At 41.0% G+C, this 17220-nt stretch carries 13 protein-coding genes; 6 read left to right on the top strand and 7 right to left on the bottom strand.

Translation table 11 applies throughout. The annotated features are described in order from the left end of the window. The first annotated feature begins 6 nt into the window (after window positions 1-6). Complete coding sequence (locus AAA970_RS19515; protein ID WP_060688165.1) at window positions 7-249, top strand: hypothetical protein; 243 nt, start codon at window positions 7-9, stop codon at window positions 247-249. A 642-nt stretch (window positions 250-891) separates the two neighbouring features. On the opposite strand, the gene AAA970_RS19510 is transcribed toward AAA970_RS19515, so the two are convergent. Next, complete coding sequence (locus AAA970_RS19510) at window positions 892-2241, bottom strand: GAF domain-containing protein (RefSeq protein ID WP_338238573.1); 1350 nt, start codon at window positions 2239-2241, stop codon at window positions 892-894. Window positions 2242-2557: 316 nt separating this feature from the next. Between AAA970_RS19510 and AAA970_RS19505 the strand changes: the two genes are divergently transcribed. Continuing rightward, window positions 2558-3655, top strand: coding sequence for an ISAs1 family transposase (locus tag AAA970_RS19505; RefSeq protein ID WP_053404476.1), 1098 nt, complete (start codon window positions 2558-2560; stop codon window positions 3653-3655). A gap of 168 nt (window positions 3656-3823) precedes the next feature. Continuing rightward, complete coding sequence (locus tag AAA970_RS19500; protein ID WP_338238572.1) at window positions 3824-4159, top strand: HopJ type III effector protein; 336 nt, start codon at window positions 3824-3826, stop codon at window positions 4157-4159. A 44-nt stretch (window positions 4160-4203) separates the two neighbouring features. Here AAA970_RS19500 and AAA970_RS19495 read toward each other — a convergent pair whose 3' ends face one another. The 3 genes from AAA970_RS19495 to AAA970_RS19485 form a co-directional block, all read right to left on the bottom strand. Then, window positions 4204-5223 (bottom strand): HAD family hydrolase, encoded by a 1020-nt coding sequence (locus AAA970_RS19495; RefSeq protein WP_338238571.1) that lies wholly within the window; start codon window positions 5221-5223, stop codon window positions 4204-4206. Window positions 5224-5758: 535 nt separating this feature from the next. Further along, entirely contained in the window at window positions 5759-5998 is a 240-nt protein-coding gene (locus AAA970_RS19490; protein WP_338238570.1) for a hypothetical protein, read from the bottom strand. A gap of 771 nt (window positions 5999-6769) precedes the next feature. Next, window positions 6770-8113 (bottom strand): MATE family efflux transporter, encoded by a 1344-nt coding sequence (locus AAA970_RS19485; RefSeq protein WP_338238569.1) that lies wholly within the window; start codon window positions 8111-8113, stop codon window positions 6770-6772. 580 nt (window positions 8114-8693) lie between these two features. On the opposite strand from AAA970_RS19485, the gene AAA970_RS19480 reads away from it, so the two are divergent. Continuing rightward, window positions 8694-9842: a sensor histidine kinase gene (locus AAA970_RS19480; protein ID WP_338238567.1), complete on the top strand. Its 1149-nt coding sequence runs from the start codon at window positions 8694-8696 to the stop codon at window positions 9840-9842. A 6-nt stretch (window positions 9843-9848) separates the two neighbouring features. Continuing rightward, complete coding sequence (locus tag AAA970_RS19475) at window positions 9849-10262, top strand: response regulator (protein WP_338238566.1); 414 nt, start codon at window positions 9849-9851, stop codon at window positions 10260-10262. Between the two features lie 571 nt (window positions 10263-10833). On the opposite strand, the gene AAA970_RS19470 is transcribed toward AAA970_RS19475, so the two are convergent. The 3 genes from AAA970_RS19470 to AAA970_RS19460 all read right to left on the bottom strand — a co-directional run bounded on the left by AAA970_RS19470 (window position 10834) and on the right by AAA970_RS19460 (window position 15423). Further along, window positions 10834-11607, bottom strand: coding sequence for a DUF4249 domain-containing protein (locus AAA970_RS19470; protein WP_338238565.1), 774 nt, complete (start codon window positions 11605-11607; stop codon window positions 10834-10836). A 2-nt stretch (window positions 11608-11609) separates the two neighbouring features. Then, a complete protein-coding gene (locus AAA970_RS19465; protein WP_338238564.1) occupies window positions 11610-14303 on the bottom strand; it encodes a TonB-dependent receptor in 2694 nt (897 codons plus the stop codon). A 187-nt stretch (window positions 14304-14490) separates the two neighbouring features. Then, the gene (locus AAA970_RS19460; RefSeq protein WP_338238563.1) at window positions 14491-15423 is read right to left on the bottom strand and encodes a formylglycine-generating enzyme family protein; all 933 of its coding nucleotides are present in this window, start codon (window positions 15421-15423) and stop codon (window positions 14491-14493) included. Between the two features lie 524 nt (window positions 15424-15947). Between AAA970_RS19460 and AAA970_RS19455 the strand changes: the two genes are divergently transcribed. Next, entirely contained in the window at window positions 15948-16862 is a 915-nt protein-coding gene (locus AAA970_RS19455) for a DMT family transporter (protein ID WP_338238562.1), read from the top strand. Window positions 16863-17220: the final 358 nt, after the last annotated feature.

Below are 17220 nucleotides of genomic sequence, written 5' to 3'. Positions count from 1 at the left end.
AGCATCATGGAAATCAAGAAAGCAAACACCTGTATTAACTGTGATCATTTAATGCCAAACCACCTTTGCGAGGTAAATGAAACCCTGGTCACCTTTGACCAAACTTGTGACAGTTTTGACAAGCGGTTGGAACTGCACAAAAATTCAGACTGCGGCAATTGTGCCAAACATGAACAAACATCTTGTGCTCATCCGGACACGGCGGTGACTGGCATGTTATGCACCTCCTATTCCTTTGCCGGAGCCTAATCACAAAAAGCCGGTCATTGTGGATTGACCGGCTTTTTTTAGCAATTTTTTAAGCCGAAATTTGCATCACCTATTATTGCCGGATGACACAAGACGCTTTTTTTAACTATTTCAGCGGTTTATTCAATGACCTAAAACCACGGAAGTCTGCTTTCTTTTCTTTCATCCGCTTTTTTGCAAAAAACCACAATATTGCACGATGGAATCCCCCGCCCCTTGCAGCTACACGAGAATTTTGGCTTTTATTATTCCGGCTTTGCGCATGTTTAATAGTATACCATCCGGATACAAATTTGAATTTTTGGAAGCCATTTTGGATAATTCCTCAAAAATAGGGATGCTATTCTTTTAACATAATCCGGTATCACTGCTGCAATAATCAAATTTTCACTGCGAATTTTGACTTTTAACCCGGATTATTCCTACTTAAATCCTCGTTCAGCTGTAAAGCGGAAAAAATGAAGGAATAGTTTCCTATTTCAAGTTTTTTCCAACGAAACAGGTGAAGAAGGAGAAAGAAAGAAAGCCTGCCCCCATTTGGGGTATTCTAAACCAAAGCAAACAAATTATAAAGAACTGAAATTAAATCACTTGTGACTAGTTAATGAATTTGGCGGTGAATAATTCGGATTAAATACGTTGCTAAGCATTCTCCAAAGCCAATGCTGCTCGCAGCTCCTTTACTTCCCTTCGCAAATTTTCCTGTTCCGCTTCCCACTCTTCCATCTGGATCCGCATTTGTTGTTCCTGATCCTTTAAGTCCTGGGCCTGTCTTTGACTTTCCTCCAGTAATCCGGACATCTTCTCAGTTGTCTGCAGGCTATTCCAATAGCCCCCAACAATGCCGGATAATTGGTTAACAAAGGCAAATTCTCTATCTGAAAAAGCTTTAAAGCTCCCTAACTCAATCACGCCCACCACTTGTTCATTGACCAACAGCGGATATATCAGTAAGGACCTTGGCGGCGCATCTCCCAATCCCGAGGTAATCTCAAAATAATTTTCAGGAATCTCGGTAAGGTAAGTAGGTTCCTGTTCCAGGTAACATTGCCCCACCAGCCCTTCACCAAAACTTACCTTTTTGGAAAGGTATTTTTTCCGATCAAAGGCATAACAAGCCATTAACTCCAGGGCCTTTTCCTCTTCTCGAATAAAATAAAGGCCGCCCATTACAGATCCTGTCAGCCGTACTATGGATTTCATCAGATCGTCCAGGGTATCCGACCGGCCTGCCGCCGACCTTAAAATGTCGTTCACCTGATTCAAACCATCGTTTACCCACTGTCTGTTTTTATCCTCCTCTTGCGCTTCCTTCAGTGCTGCCATAGAAGCTTTCATTTCTTGCGCATTTTCTTCAAGGGAAGCATTCTTTTTACTATTTTCTTCCAACAAACGGCTATTCTTCCTGACATTCAGGACATTCCCTAAATTGACACAATAAAAACAATAAGCCAAAATAGCAAAACCCAGAATAATCATAAAAGGGTAAAGATAGGCGAAAATAAAATAGGGCGTTTCAAAGCCATAATCATTCATTCCCGGCAGCATATACACCATAAATAATAGACCTGCATTCCAAATGCCTGATAGGAATATCACCCCCTTGTTCTCCCATTTATTCACTACCCAGCCAAACTGTGCCACCCCCAGTTGAATAAAAAACTGAGCAGGTTCTTTTGCTTCATCCGGCCTGATCATGTATAAGTGGACTATCGAGAGTACAGCTGCGGGCAAAAAAGAAAAAATAAGATTACTAATGTGTATACGATTCCGGCTATTCAAAAACAAAATGGATACATATACCCCCGCCACGATAGTGATTAAAACGCCTATAAAATAAGGCAGTAGTGCAAATCCAATAAAAATAAAAGGGATGGTTATCGATAGGATAAAAACAGCTAAAGTATTATTTATACGATAATCAATCTGTTCTTCATCCGTCATTCCGGGCTTAATCCCAAGCGTCAGAATTTTGGAAACTAGTTTAAACAAGGTTAGTCAATTTGGTTAAAAAAATAGCCACTCAAACCAAGCAATATTTTTCAACTATTACAACAATTTATTGCTCTTAATAACATATAAATAAAAATATTAAGACACAACAGAGCCACACAACACTTAAGCTACTATTTATCAATAAAATACCTTTCAGCATTTTTCACCGTTCATCCCTCTACCTAAAAAACATTTCGACTACCCTAAAGCAGGTTTATTTTGCATAATTCGTAGTAAATGGACAATTTAATTTGAAAACTAGGGCAAACGCATCAAGTTAAAAACTATTGAGAAATTGGTTTATTTTTGCCCTATGAATACACCCACGACTATTTTTTCAGGAGTAGAAGACCCTCGCCAAGAGTGGAGATGTCTTCATCCATTAGAAAATATCCTTTTTATCGCCTTAGCAACAATGATTTGTAATGGCGAAGATTTTGAAGATATGGTAATTTTCGGAGAGCAAAATTATGAATGGCTAGCCGAGTGCCTTGATTTATCGAATGGTATCCCCTCTCATGATACCTTTAATCGAGTTCTACAAAGATTACGACCAGACTCATTGCTGAATAGTCTCAAAGAAGATGGGCAACAATTACTGGACGTTGTAAATGAAAAGCAGGTGATTTTAGATGGGAAAAAATTAAGGGGAGTTTCTCCAAATCAAAAAGGGAATAAAGGTTTATACATATTAAGTGCTTGGGTTGGTGAAAATAATATTTGCATAGGCCAACAAAAGGTTAAAAATAAAAGCAACGAAATTACAGCCATTCCTGAATTACTTGATAGCATAGAATTGGCCGGCGCTACGGTGAGTATTGATGCGATAGGGTGTCAAAGGGAGATTGCTCAAAAAATAACACAAGATTGTGATGCTCAATACTTTCTTTCGCTTAAAAAAAACCAGAGGAACAGTTATCAGATTGTTGAAGATGCATTCCGCTTCCACAATCCTAGCAAATTTGACTTAATGATTGAAGAAGGGCATGGAAGAAAAGAAGAACGTAAATGCACTATAATTTCAATGGCATCTTTGCCGGAAGAGGAGCAATTAACTGGTTGGGAAGGGCTAAAAACTATTGTTAAGATTGAGAGTAATCGAAATGTTAAAGGGAAGGAAAGTAAGCAGGTTAGATTCTACATGAGTTCTGAAGAAATTTCAGATCCAAAATACTACAATTTATTGGCAAGAGGACATTGGAGCATAGAGAATCAACTGCACTGGCATTTGGATGTGACATTTAATGAGGATGCTTGTAGAGCCAGAAAGGATCATTCCGCTGAAAACTTAAATATCCTCCGAAAAATCGCACTGCAGAGAATTTCTAGAATGGATGATAAACTCAGTAAGAAAAAGAGGAGATACAAGGCTTCAATGGATCATAACTACCTTATATCCATCATCTCCTGATGCGTTTGCCCTATTTGAAAACTGAATCAGAGTTTAGAAATTGGAAAAACCAACTTGATATATGTTTCCCATCATAATATATGCGATTACGGAAACTAATCTAAGTGGAAATACTCATTTTAGAGGGGGCAACTAAAGCATCTAAGTATAAAAATTAAAACAAAAAATATGGATAAGTCATCCTTTACCAAAAAGTTAAAAAACGGGGAGCTCACTTTTAAAGCGGTCCTGGCATTCATCGAAGATCATTACAGCTTCACCCCTACTGCTTTTATCAATGGAAGCCTGAGCAATTCTTCAGACCAAAATCAGGGATCTTGTAAAGTCTTTGCTTTAGGCAAAATTTTACAATATGATAAGGAGACCACACTCTCTTTATTTTGTGAACATTATCAGAATGTATTAGCAACACCTGATGGAGAAGATCATCAGAACATCAGAAATTTCATGAAGACCGGATTTGAAAAGGTGTCTTTTGAAAATTTCCCCTTGAGCAAAAAATAAAAAACAGGCCTTATCCCAATAAGGCCTGTTTTTTTCCATCAAATTTATTCAAAAGCATAAACCTGCTTCCAGTCCTCCTTCATATCAACCAATAACCACCCTTTCCGCTTTGCTTCATCCAGCGCTTTATCAAATTTCCCAACAGCCGAATTTCTATCATAAGCCCACTCCCGTACACTATCGGTATGGTGTATATAGACCATCATAGACGCAATGGGATGCGCCTCCGTCCATTGCATCATTTCCAAATCGCCGTCCGAGTTACCAAAACAAAGGACCGGATGCTTCCCAATAATTTTATGGATATTAACAGGCTTACCAGCTTTATCATCAATAAATTCTAATTCAGCCTCCCGGTAGATGTGGGGCTGGCCATTGTTATAATCATAAGTAGTTTTAACCGTACTACCAATAATTCTCTCCGAAGGAATATCATAAACATCGGTCGCCCATGCCCTCATAAACTCCAGCCCTCCTCCTGAAACAATAAATACCCGGAAATCATGATGATGCAAATAATCAATCATCTCCAGCATGGGCTGGTAAACCAAGTCGGTAAAAGGCACCTTTTTCTCCGGGTGCTGCTCTTCTTTTAACCATGTCCGCACCAATTGCTGAAATGTTTTGGAGTCCATCCCAGCGTGAGTATCCATTAACAGTTGAATCAGCGCTTCCTCCCCACTATGAAGAGCTGCCGCATAATCTCCTGCCAAAAGCTCCTTATAAGGGGATTGCTGTTTCCATTCCGGATGTTGCGCTACTAATTGCTTCAACCGATAAAAAGTAAAATAAAGCTGAAAATATACCGGCTTTTCACTCCAAAGGGTGCCGTCGTTATCAAATACCGCGATACGATCCTGTGTCGCAATGTATTGGCTGTGCTCGGTATTAGTAATATTGGTTACAAAGGTCATCAACTGACTTTTACGCTCACTAGACTCCCAGGATTTCAGGAAAGTCTCATTTGGGCTCGCTTCTGTGACTAACTTTTCTGATGACTGCTCCTTAACAGAGGCATTTTGACAGGCAAATAGCAACAAGAAAACAGGGATATAATACCGCATTAAGAATATTTATTTGGAATGGAAAATAAGCAAGTATAAAATCAATTCTTAAATAAAACTTAAGCAATAATAAACACAATTTCAAGTACTTAAACATCTTTGACCATAATAAACACCACATTGTTCCTTTTGAGCATTCCACCATCAATAGCTGATTTGTTCACAATCTTCACCAACTCATCAGGGCGATTCCTTTCTCCAGCAAGAATTTATAATTGCTAATAAAATTTACCTACCGATCTCTTAACCCGGATTATTCATGCTTTTATCCTCGTTTAGCTGCAAGGCGGAAAAAATGAAGGAATAGTTTCCTATTTCGAGTTTTTCCCAACGAAGCAAATGAATGAGGAGAAAGCAAGCCTACTCAAATTTGGGCTATCAGAATTCAACCTTAACGAACTGAAAAATAGGCTCTAGCGATGATCCCCAAAACTAGCGGTGAATAAATCGGCTTAAAGACAAATCGGTAAAGAGACGTCAAAAAAAAACCACTAATTTAATTAGTGGTCTTTTGCATATTAGGTGCTCATTTAAACTACACGCTTTCTAAATCTTGTTTCCTGATCAATTGACAATACTTAGGATCTTCCCCTCTTATGGAACCCGTTTCTGTTAACCAACATACTTTCTCCCTTCCATCAGGCAAAATCTGAATATGATCGACCAGGCGAATCGTACCCGACACCAACATGACCTGATCACCCGCCTTAATTCTGTTATTTCTGGTGGTATTTAAAACTTGTGTACCATCCTTCAAGTGTGATATCAACGACATAACTAAAAATTTATATAACGATACATAAAAATCCACCCTACGCCAACTGGTTTAATACCAAGCATTAGGGAACCTCTTTTGTAGAAATTACTCAAAATTTTGAAGACTTCCTTCTTATCAAACGGAATAATTTTATAAAAGGTCGAGGCAAAAAAATAAAATACTAAAGGACTAACAAAAATCATATTCTCGCCTGATATTATTTTCATTTCAACAATATTATCCCCTTTTGCTTTCAATAGATTTATAGCAACCGCTGCTTTCTTTAAATACTTAATAATTAAATCATTAATTCTTTACGATAATTAAAATCAACCACTGGAAACCTGAAAATTCAATGGACGCATAAAACATTAATTCAATGAAATTTACAGGAAACCAACCTAAACGAACACCCCCTCCAATGTCATAATAATCGATCAACAGATCATTGTCTATATCAGGAAGAAAATTTCGGTGTATAGGAAAAAATTGGAGGTGAAAGGATATTATAAAGTCTAATGCCTTTCCACTAAAGGAGGATTTACCCCGGATTATTCCTACTATAATGCTTGTTTTGCAACAAGGCGGGGAAATAAAGGAATAGATTTCTATTTCGAGTTTTACTTCTAAGAAAGCAGACGATTGAGGAGAAGGCAAGCTTAGCCCAATTTTAGGTTATTACTAGATCAGTAAACCTACTTTTATAGGGCCAAGAATGACTACAATATAGAAGGCTTTCTATTTTATCGGTGAATAATTCGGCTTGGAAGATTTTCCCACTACAAAGACCTACAATACCTTTTGATAGCGCTGTAACCGTTTCCAAATTCTAAAATATAGGGAAAGTCCTGCCAGGCCAAGCCCCACCACAAAACCAACCCAAATACCCTCAGCACCCATCTCCATGGAAAAGGCGGCAAAATAACTCACAGGAAGACCAATCACCAAATAGGAAAAACCGGCCAATACCATGGGTACTTTCACGTCGGTCATCCCGCGTAAAATCCCCAAACAAACCACTTGCAGTCCATCAAAAATTTGAAAGATCCCGGCCAGAACCAACAAAGAGGCGGCACTATTGATCACCAACTCATCAGGGGTGAAAATTCTGGGTAAGTCATATCGGAAAAGGTAAAAACCCAAACCACAAAAAGTCATGAACAGCAATACCAAATGCATAGCAGAATAGCTGACCATCCTCAGCCCCTCTGCATTCTTTTCTCCAATTTGATAACTTACCCGAATCGTTGTGGCTTGTGCGACTCCATTGGAAATCATAAAAGTCAAACTCGCCATCCCCAATGCGACCTGGTGAGAGGCTAAAGGAACATCCCCCAACCAACCCATCATCACCGCCCCAATGGCAAAAATAGAGGTCTCCAAAACCAATTGGAAACCAATTGGAAGCCCCAAGGCTAACAATTGGGTCACCTTTTGGAAAGATACCGACGTAAGGCCGGAAAAGTCAAAATATTTCCTAATAGCAGGTGCTTTCAAAAAACTAAAAAACAAGATCACAGGTAAGATAACCCGGGCGATCAGGGTGGCAATTCCGGCGCCATTTAAGCCTAATTCGGGTGCTCCCCAATTACCGAAGATCAAAACCCAATTCAGAAAAATATTGACCACATTTGAAATCAGGGTCGCCACCATCGCCATGACGGTATTCCCAAGGCCTTCTCCAATTTGCTTCAAAATCATAAAGAGCATAAAAGGCAACAAGGATATGGCCAAAATTCGAAAATAGGGAATCGCCAAAGTCAATACTTCTTCCGGCTGCCCCAGATAAGGCATTATCCAGCTACAAGACCAACAAAGAAAGCCCAATACAATAGCGGAAAGCAAACCCAAAATCCCACCATTTTTGATCATACTTTTCACCCCCTCAGCATCATGAGCGCCAATGGCCTGCCCGACCAATGGGGTAATCGCAAAAGCCATCCCCATCCCAAAAACCATGATCACCGCAAAAACACTGTTAGCAAAAGAAGCCGCTGCCAGCTCCTGTGTCCCTACACGACCAACCATGGCATTATCCACCAAAGCCACGACGACCTGTCCGGTTTGTGTCAACACCAATGGGATAGCCAAGGTTAATAGGCGTTTATAATAAGGGATATAAGTTTGAATCATCGCTGCTTTCTATTCTCAAAAAAAGATCGCGCGAAGTTCGGAAAAGGGGAGAAATAACCCAATCAATGGGCTTTTTATTTATGCGCAATTAAGTCAATTAACCGGAATTTTTCATCGCTTAAGTTAGAAGCTCTTCTTAGGGGACTTATTTTAACCCGAATTATTCACCGCCAGATTCAGAAACATACTTTAATGAGTTAATTGTCAATATGTTCCATTTTTGCCAACTGATTTTTTAATGGCCCAATGTGGGCAAGTTTGCTTGCTCTTCACCCGTCAGCTTCGGTAGCAAAAACTCAAAACAGGAAAAATTACATCATTTTTCGCCCTGCAGCTAAAGGAGGATTCCAGCATGAATAATCCGGCTCAAGAAGAAAATTCATCGCATACCGGTCCTCAAAAAAACCTCAAAGTCAAACTTAAAGATCGTTTTACTCCGATTTTAGCTCATTTGACACGATCGGCTCACCGCAGAACGAAGGATAAAAAAGAGTATTACCCTATTTTATTTCATTTTATCAACTATTTCAATAACATATCATAGGTTAAAACAGTAAATACAAACAAAACTACCATTACTATGCGACAACCCATTCAGAAAATCCCCCTTGAACAGGAACTCCATCAGCTACAAAATAAATTAAATGATAAGGAAATGGTGTTCAACAATATTTTAGAAAGCACCATGGCAGGATATTGGGATTGGCACATTGCGGAAAACCACGAATACATGAGTCCCACCTTTAAGCACATGTTTGGCTATGAAGACCATGAATTGCCTAATCATCCGGAGACATGGCAAAATATCATACATCCGGAGGACTTACCAAAAGCAATAAAAAGCTTTGAGGACCATGTTCGTTCAAAAGGAGTAATCCCCTACGATAATGAAGTGAGGTATTTTCATAAAGATGGGTCTATCGTTTGGGTGCTCTGCAGGGGAAAAGTAATTGAATGGGATGAAAATGAAAACCCCATTCGAATGGTTGGCTCGCATGTTGATATTACCCCTATAAAAAAGGCGGAGGAAATTGAGAAATACGTTAAAGAACTGGAAAATAAAAATAAGGAATTAGAACAATTTGCCTATGTGGCTTCCCATGATTTACAAGAACCGTTAAGAACCGTCATTTCTTATTCAGAATTACTTTCGAGAACATATTCGAAACAACTTGATGAAAATGGTGTGCGATTTCTTCGCTATATAGAAAGCGCAAGTACAAGAATGAGTGACTTGGTTAAAGGCCTTTTGGAGTACAATCGGATTGGGCGAAACAAAGAATGGGACATCATTAATTTAAATGAGGTTATTCAATTTGTAGAACAGGATTTAGCGTCCTCGATTGAAAGTACAAAAACCAAGATACATTTAAAAAATCTCCCGATAATAAAAGGGTATAGGACTGAGGTAAGGTTGCTTTTTCAAAACCTGATTTCCAATGCCATTAAATTTAGAAAACCAACTATATCGCCGCAAATCACGATTGCCGGTCATAAAGGAAAAAACTTTTGGGAAATTACCGTCTCCGATAATGGAATCGGAATACCGGAAGAATACCAGGAAAAAATATTTGCGATTTTCAGACGTTTACACAACAATTCCGAAATAGAAGGGACAGGAATTGGGCTGGCTCATTGCAAAAAAATAATGGATCTCCATGGTGGAAAACTATGGGTAAGTTCAAAAGTAGAGGAAGGGAGCACCTTTCATATTCAATTTCCAAAATAGATGATCATGAAAAAACTAAAATGCATTTTACTTATTGATGATGATGAACCCACGAATTTTTTTAACCAGTTAGTTTTAAATGATATGGATTGCGCCGAAAAAATCATTGCGGTTCAATCCGCAAATGAAGGATTAGCTTACCTGAAATCCGTTGAAGAAAACGAAAACCCCCGACCGGAAATTATTTTCCTTGATATCAATATGCCCGGCATGGATGGTTGGGATTTCATTAATCATTATCAGCAATTAGAGGAGCAGCATAAAGCAGAAATTGTGGTGGTTATGCTTACCACCTCTTTTAACCCTGATGATAAAACACGTGCTCTTGAAATTCCCGAAATTAATGATTTACTCCACAAACCACTTTCCGTTGAGGCAATGAAAGATCTGTTAACCAGGCATTTTAATATGCCTGCTTAGCGCATGTTTAAAAGCACACCGTCCGGCTGCAAATTCGATTTATTGGAAAAGATTTCAGATAATTTCTCCACAATAGCGATGCTATTCTCCCAAAATAAATCGGGTATGACTTCTGCAATAATCAAATTTTCGCTGCGAATTTTAGCTTTTCACATGCGTTTAGAAGCATAAATAAACCAGGTTCCTGAAAATAATATCCGAATTATTTACTACCAAGCTCAGACAAGCACACTAAAACCCTCATTAGCAAGCCCCTGCAGCAAACTCACTGATTTTAAACCACCAATCGCGAATGACTAAATCTGGCTGGGAATTATTCAGGTTAAATCTAGCGGCACATAATTTGGACACCCCAAATTATGCGCCGCCAGCTTGATAAAATCAAGATAAACGATTTTATAACAGGTCGTTGATATTGATTTCGCTCATTTTCTATTCCCCCAAATTTAGTGGGCCAGCATTCTCCTCATTCCTCTGCTTCCCTGGAAAAAAATCCGAAACAGGAACCATTTTTTTCCCTTACAGTTAGAATAAATCGTAAATAACCTGGTTTCATTCTGCTCCATATCCTTTACTCCTTAAGCGTCAAGCTAAACCGAACAGTATCCGGATAAATGGCGGTGAAAACGCCTAAGCCCCCCGTAATATTGGAATAATTTGGATCCAGCTGCCCCTGCGACATCCCTCCTTCATAAAAACGGGCAAACTCATCATTACAAGCCATCATGATCAGCTGATATTCCCCTATGGCCTCCAGATAGCGTCCTTCAATATTCAGGGAGTCTGCATAAGTCAAGACCCCTTCCATCGACTCTGCATTCACCCAACTCAAATCAGAGAAAACGTATTGTTCACTTTCCGGCCCCTCTAACCAATAGAAAAAAGGTAAGCCTTCCGGATTCTCAAAATAAACGGTAGCTTCTATCGACCGTTGATACGCCCGGGCGTTGGACACTGTCGTTATGGTGCTTTTTTGCAAGTCCTCTGCGGGAATCTCCCAATCCCCCAATGGCTCCGGCATACTGCTCTTCGCACTTACTCCCCATACCGGCAGGGAAAAGTGATAACTTTCTCCTACCGTAGTGGGGAGCACTTCATAGGAGCGAAATTTCCCTTCCCCCATGGGCTCCAAAGCAAACTCCTCTTCCCCTACTACCAACAGGGGATGGAAGTCATCAGCATACTGTGGTAATGAATCGCTTTCATTTAGTAAGGAAAGTTGAATTTCGGCTGGTGCATCAGGGTATAAAAACGCCTGAACCGTCAGGGTATTGTATGTGATTTCCTCCGAATTTGTGCAGGCAGAAAAAGATAATAGTCCGAATAATACTAAGAATCGCTTCATGATTAAAAATTAAAGTTGATGAAGAAATTAGGGGTAAAACCTAGCGTATTGACTTCGGTTTCCATCAGTTCCCCCTCCACTATGCTGTATTCTTTATACCACACATTGGATCTATCGTACAGGTTAAAGAAGGTCAGGCCAATGTCCAGATCTGACTTCCTGCTCAGCTTCCAATTATAGGTCACTGATACATCCAGTCGATGATAGGCCGGCAGGCGGTATTCATTTTTGTCCGAAAGTATTGGATGATATTCGGTGGACCCATCCGGCAGGCTGCTTTCATAAGTCCCCAATACTGCAGTATAGGGTTTTCCACTGCCGTAGATCCAGGAACCCGCCAAAATCCAATTATTCCATTTATAATTCCCCACCAATTTTAATTCATGGGTTTGGTCATGCAATGCATAAAAAGCCTCCGAAGCCAGATCCGGAAAATCATAGCGCACCTGCGACAAGGTATAGCCCACCCAACCGGTAAAGTTTCCGGCTTTCTTTTGTAGCAAAAATTCCACTCCCTTGGTCGCTCCGGTACCGGTATAAAAATACTCCTCCCCGGTGCCGGCAGATCCCTGCCCGGGACGAAATCCAATCGTTGGTCCGGCAGTGCTATATTCACTCAAACCGTCCAGCTTTTTGTAAAAAGCCTCTACATCCAATACCAGGTTATTCCATTCGTGCGTCAGCCCCAGCAGGTAGTGTTCGGATTTGCCCACCGGCAGATTATCTCCATCTGCCAACAACCAGAATTCCCGGGGACGATCATCGATATTATCACGGGTAATACGGGAGGTAAACTGGTAATACCAACCCCAGGCCGCCTTTAAATGCGTATTTTCTCCCAATTGATATTTAGCGGCCAGGCGGGGAGCGGTATAAAACTCATTGGTTTGACTGAAATAGGTGGACCGTATACCACCGGTGATTTCCAGGCGATTCCACTTCCATTCATCCTCCAGGTAAAGCGCATGTGTTTGTCCTGCCCCATTATGATCCGCATAGGTATTATCCTGATTATACCAATCATAGTAAGCGGAATAAAAATCCGATTGTAAACCCCATTTTAGTCGGTGTTGCTCATTTAGATTATAGGTGAAATCCCACTGCAACCGCAGATCGTCGATCACATTGTCCTCGACATCTTCCATATTATGTGCTTCCTCTCCCGGACGAGCCAGGGAGCCGCTTCTTTCACGATAATTAAAATAGCGGGAATAACTGCTGTTAAAGGAAGAAAACAGTTGATCGTTCCATTGGCGGTTCCACTGAAAGTTCCCCCCCAGATTTCCCCATTCATTGATGTCCGTAATGGAATTATTGACCGTCTCCATACCCGGAGGAGAAAAATTAAACTCCCGGGAATTATCCATATTATCCTGTCCCTGATAGTAGGAAAAAGAAAGCTGATCCTTTTCACCTATTTTATGACTCACCTTGGCATTCAAATCCCAGAAATACAATTGCGGCTCAATATTCATTCTTCCTCCACCGCCGCCCGGACGTCCTCCACCACCGGAAGGGGGCGTAATGGTAGGTGGATTATCATAAACACTGTTGATATTATTGAATAAAAAAGATTGATAAGATCTTCGGAAAGCCAGCAGCGCACTTCCATCTCCTCCGTTAATGGGGCCTTCAAGAAGTCCGCTGGCACTTAAACCGGAAATATTAAGATTACCTCCCCAATTTTCGGTATTCCCTTTTTTTCCGGTCATATCCACCACGGAAGACATCTTACCGCCATACTGCGCCCCAAATCCTCCCTTATAGACCTGCACATCTTTTAAGGCCTGGGTGTTGAAAGCAGAGAAAAATCCGTAAAGGTGATCCACATGGAAAATGGGAATACGATCCAACAGGATCAGATTCTGATCGGGTGTTCCGCCACGCACATACAGTCCGCTGGAAGTTTCATTGGTTCCACTAATTCCGGGAAGTAATTGTAAGGATCGGAAAATATCCTTTTCGCCCAAAGAAGGAAGCCCTCTCAATTGGGCAGGAGAAATAGCCATTCTGCCGGCTTCCCCGGAAATTTTCATGATCTGATTTTCCTTGAAATCAGAAATCACCACCTGATCCAATTCAGTGGCTTCCATTTCCATTTCAATGATCACCTGATTGGCCTTCACCCTTTTGGGGGTTACTTTATACCATTGGTGTTCGTATCCCAAATATTTCACTAAAAGGGTGACCGTATCCGAGGGAACTTCTTTCAGCACAAAATTACCTTCCAGATTGGTGACCGCGGTTTGTCCTTCCACATAGGCCAATTGCACCGTGGCATAGGGCAGGGGCTCACCACTCACGAAGTCCTTCACCCTCCCGGTGAGCTGGAAGGCGGTTCGGCTCACTTCATATTCCTCCAAACCCACAATTTGCTCGCCTCCCTCACGAATCACCAGGGTACGATCAGACAATAAACGATATTGATAGTGGGTATACTGGAATAAATCATCCAATACCTCCTTGATCGGGGTCTTCCGGTAAAATTTCATTTTCGTTACACCGGTTGGGAAAATATCTGTGGCACCGTCCACTTTTAATTGAAATTGATTAATCAGATCATTTAAGATCTGTCCTTTCGTCCTTCCTAAATATTCTTTACTCACTTTCAATTTTTGATCAAGAGGCGTCTTTTGACCAAAAGCAGAAAAAGAAAAAATAAAGGCAAACAGACACAGGCAGTAAGTTCTGAACATTTGCTATTCGATTGGCTGGTTAAAAATCAGCTCAATTTGACGGCAAATCCCCTTTTCAGAAAAAAACTTCAACCAACGTCGCCATTCCTTCAATCAAAGAAGCCTCCACTATCCATTTTGCCCTCCACCTACGAAAAAAGCAGGCCTCCGGGACCTGCTCTTTCAATATCTTCAATAATGGGAATACTTATTTAATATCCCTGGCACATCGGAATCCCTGATTAAAAGAAGCATCCTCCGCCACTTTCGTTCTGCGGGTATAGACAGTATGTCCCATATCCCCGGCTTCATCGGCCATAAAAGAACCACCACGAATCACCTTGGTGCCTTCTGTTTGCTGACGCAACGCTTTACCATCATACGGATAAATATCATTCTGCATGACCTGCCAAACATTACCTACGGCATCATTCAAACCACAAGGAGCTGTTTCAAAGCTTCCCACAGGGCTGGCCAATAAATAACCGTCTGCAATTTGAGGATTTCTTAAATCTCCCTGGAAAGTATTGGCTTTATAAGCACCGGAAACGGTAGGTTCATTGCCCCAAGGGTAGAGGGTTTCTGACTGGCCACTGTTTCGCACCGCATATTCCCACTCTGCCTCGGTTGGTAAACGTTTACCCGCCCAGGCGGCAAAAGCAGTCGCGTCGTTCCAGCTCACGTGCGTCACCGGCATATTATCTCCCGCCGCTGTTTCTGTTCTACCCAATGGGTACTCCCAGTTAGCCCCTTCGATCAATGCCCACTGCCCGCTCTGAAAATTAAAAACCATGGAGTTACCAAACTTGTCAGCATTGGTCTGATAACCGGTTGCCTGTATGAACTTTCTGAAATCCGCTACCGTTACCAAGTTTTTATCCATTTCGAAAGCCTTTACGGTGGCTTCATGGGCAGGCCCCTCCAAAGGCAAAGTGGAATTAGTTCCCATCAAAAAAGTCCCCCCCTCAAATTTCACCATTTCTGAAGTAATCGGGGCTTCTGTTACTATTGGGCTTTCCGTCTTAGGGTTTTCCTCCTGTTTAGGAGCCTGTTTACCTTTCTCTTTTTGCTCACAACTTAATAATGCAGTCGCTGCCAAGCCTATCATCAAGCTGCCTTTCAGCCAGTTTGTACTTTTCATTCTTATTGATTCAAATATTAATTACCGGTTCCAAAAGCGCTTTTTTAACACCTGTCACCAGAAATTTCCAAAATTAAAAAAATCATATTTCCAGCAATTTATGAATAATCCCTCAGAAAACCCCAAACCTACTCATAATGGTTTGAATGCTGTTTATTTGTCGGGAATTTGCTCCATTTTGGAAAAGCTCCACCTCCAGTATGATCCAATCAAGCCCAATAATCCCAAATCCCCCTCCTTTCCTTAGCCAAATTATAGACCGACAATTTACCCATTCACTCCGAGTATTTGTTTGCCTAGCATTATAGAGAACCTTGGCCAGTTTTTTTGAACACAAATTTGGCAAGCATGATTCCCCACATTCACCTCCTCCCATAGATTAGAAATGGGACGAAACAAGGAACTGTTCCTTCATTTTCATCGTCTTACTGCTGAGCGGAATAAAGCTTGCGTAATATGAATTAATCAATTCCTAACCTCCCCCACCTTTGGTTGGTACCCTTTTTGACGCTTCTGGAAACGCTATGCAAAAAGTCGACAAAATCACCCTCAACCACCCACAGTATATAGGATATTTATTTGCCTTGGGCGCGACTGCCTTTTGGTCGGGTAACTTCATCGTTGCCCGAGGCCTATCCAGTGAAATATCCCCATTGACTTTAGCTTTTTATCGTTGGATGGTAGCAGTCCTGGTATTCAGTCCCTTCGCAATTCGCCAAACATTGAAAGATTGGCGAATGCTTAAACAGCATTTAGGCTTTCTAACAATAGCGGCATTCTTGGGGGTCAGCACTTTTAATACATTGATTTATTTTGCTGGACAAACTTCCCCCGCCATCAACCTATCCCTGATTTCTATCTCCTTCCCTGTTTTTATTTTAATCTTTTCCAGAGTTTTGAATCAGGAAAAAATCAGCCGAAAACGACTCATTGGCGTGGGACTGGTATTTATGGGAGTATTAGGGGTGATCACCAAAGGGGACCTCAAAGTACTGACTACCCTTCACTTTCAAGAGGGAGATGCCTGGATGTTGCTTGCCGCCATCATATTTGCAACCTATAGCATGCTAATGAAGCGAAAACCTCAAGGACTGAGCGTGATCAGCATTCAGTATATTACCTTTATTCTGGGACTGCTAATGCTTGGGCCATTTTTCTTCTCCCAACAACCGGACAAATTGTTGGTTAAATATGACTCCGGCATTTGGGCAGCTATTGCCTATGTTGGTATCTGCGCCTCTCTTTTTGCTTTTGTACTCTGGAACAAAGCCATATTACTAGTCGGGGCAGCCAAATCAGGAATGGTGTATTACCTGCTTCCCCTCTTTAGTGGCTTATTGGCCTGGTTGATTTTAGACGAAGCGCTCCAACCCACACACGCACTTAGTGCCTTTTTGATCATTTCAGGAATCCTGTTAAGTAATTATCAAAAAGGTTAATTTCTGGCTCCATTCTCATTTAGAAAAAAGCTTAAAGCCGAAATATTCTCCGCCATATTTTTGAAGTCCCTTTATGAACATCCCCACCGTCACCGGCTCATTTGAGTAGCTTTACTAAGTATTTAATCACCCAAATTTGGGAGCTCTTGCATTTCTCTCCTTCATCTGCTACGTTGAAAAAATTCGAAACAAGAAAATCCCTTCATTTTTCCTGCCCTGTAGGGAAAGGGATTTAAGTGTGGATATTTCAGGCTAAGACGCGCTCGGATCAACAAAAGGAAACAAAGCCCAAAGTCTCCTTTCTTGCTCTGAAAATATTATTCCGCTCTGCTCAAAAGTTAATTTTAGCAAAGGAGAT

Origin of the sequence: Persicobacter diffluens (assembly GCF_036244895.1) — a bacterium.
GTDB classification, from domain to species: domain Bacteria; phylum Bacteroidota; class Bacteroidia; order Cytophagales; family Cyclobacteriaceae; genus Persicobacter; species Persicobacter diffluens.
This window is presented reverse-complemented; position numbering and strand designations above follow the sequence as displayed.

What these genes read in the sequence shown, in the direction of transcription:
- AAA970_RS19515 (WP_060688165.1), top strand. Translation starts at nt 7, where the DNA reads ATGGAAATCAAGAAAGCAAACACCTGTATTAACTGTGATCATTTAATG.
- AAA970_RS19505 (WP_053404476.1), top strand. Translation starts at nt 2,558, where the DNA reads ATGAATACACCCACGACTATTTTTTCAGGAGTAGAAGACCCTCGCCAA.
- AAA970_RS19500 (WP_338238572.1), top strand. Translation starts at nt 3,824, where the DNA reads ATGGATAAGTCATCCTTTACCAAAAAGTTAAAAAACGGGGAGCTCACT.
- AAA970_RS19495 (WP_338238571.1), bottom strand. Translation starts at nt 5,223, where the DNA reads ATGCGGTATTATATCCCTGTTTTCTTGTTGCTATTTGCCTGTCAAAAT.
- AAA970_RS19490 (WP_338238570.1), bottom strand. Translation starts at nt 5,998, where the DNA reads ATGTCGTTGATATCACACTTGAAGGATGGTACACAAGTTTTAAATACC.
- AAA970_RS19485 (WP_338238569.1), bottom strand. Translation starts at nt 8,113, where the DNA reads ATGATTCAAACTTATATCCCTTATTATAAACGCCTATTAACCTTGGCT.
- AAA970_RS19480 (WP_338238567.1), top strand. Translation starts at nt 8,694, where the DNA reads ATGCGACAACCCATTCAGAAAATCCCCCTTGAACAGGAACTCCATCAG.
- AAA970_RS19475 (WP_338238566.1), top strand. Translation starts at nt 9,849, where the DNA reads ATGAAAAAACTAAAATGCATTTTACTTATTGATGATGATGAACCCACG.
- AAA970_RS19470 (WP_338238565.1), bottom strand. Translation starts at nt 11,607, where the DNA reads ATGAAGCGATTCTTAGTATTATTCGGACTATTATCTTTTTCTGCCTGC.
- AAA970_RS19465 (WP_338238564.1), bottom strand. Translation starts at nt 14,303, where the DNA reads ATGTTCAGAACTTACTGCCTGTGTCTGTTTGCCTTTATTTTTTCTTTT.
- AAA970_RS19460 (WP_338238563.1), bottom strand. Translation starts at nt 15,423, where the DNA reads ATGAAAAGTACAAACTGGCTGAAAGGCAGCTTGATGATAGGCTTGGCA.
- AAA970_RS19455 (WP_338238562.1), top strand. Translation starts at nt 15,948, where the DNA reads ATGCAAAAAGTCGACAAAATCACCCTCAACCACCCACAGTATATAGGA.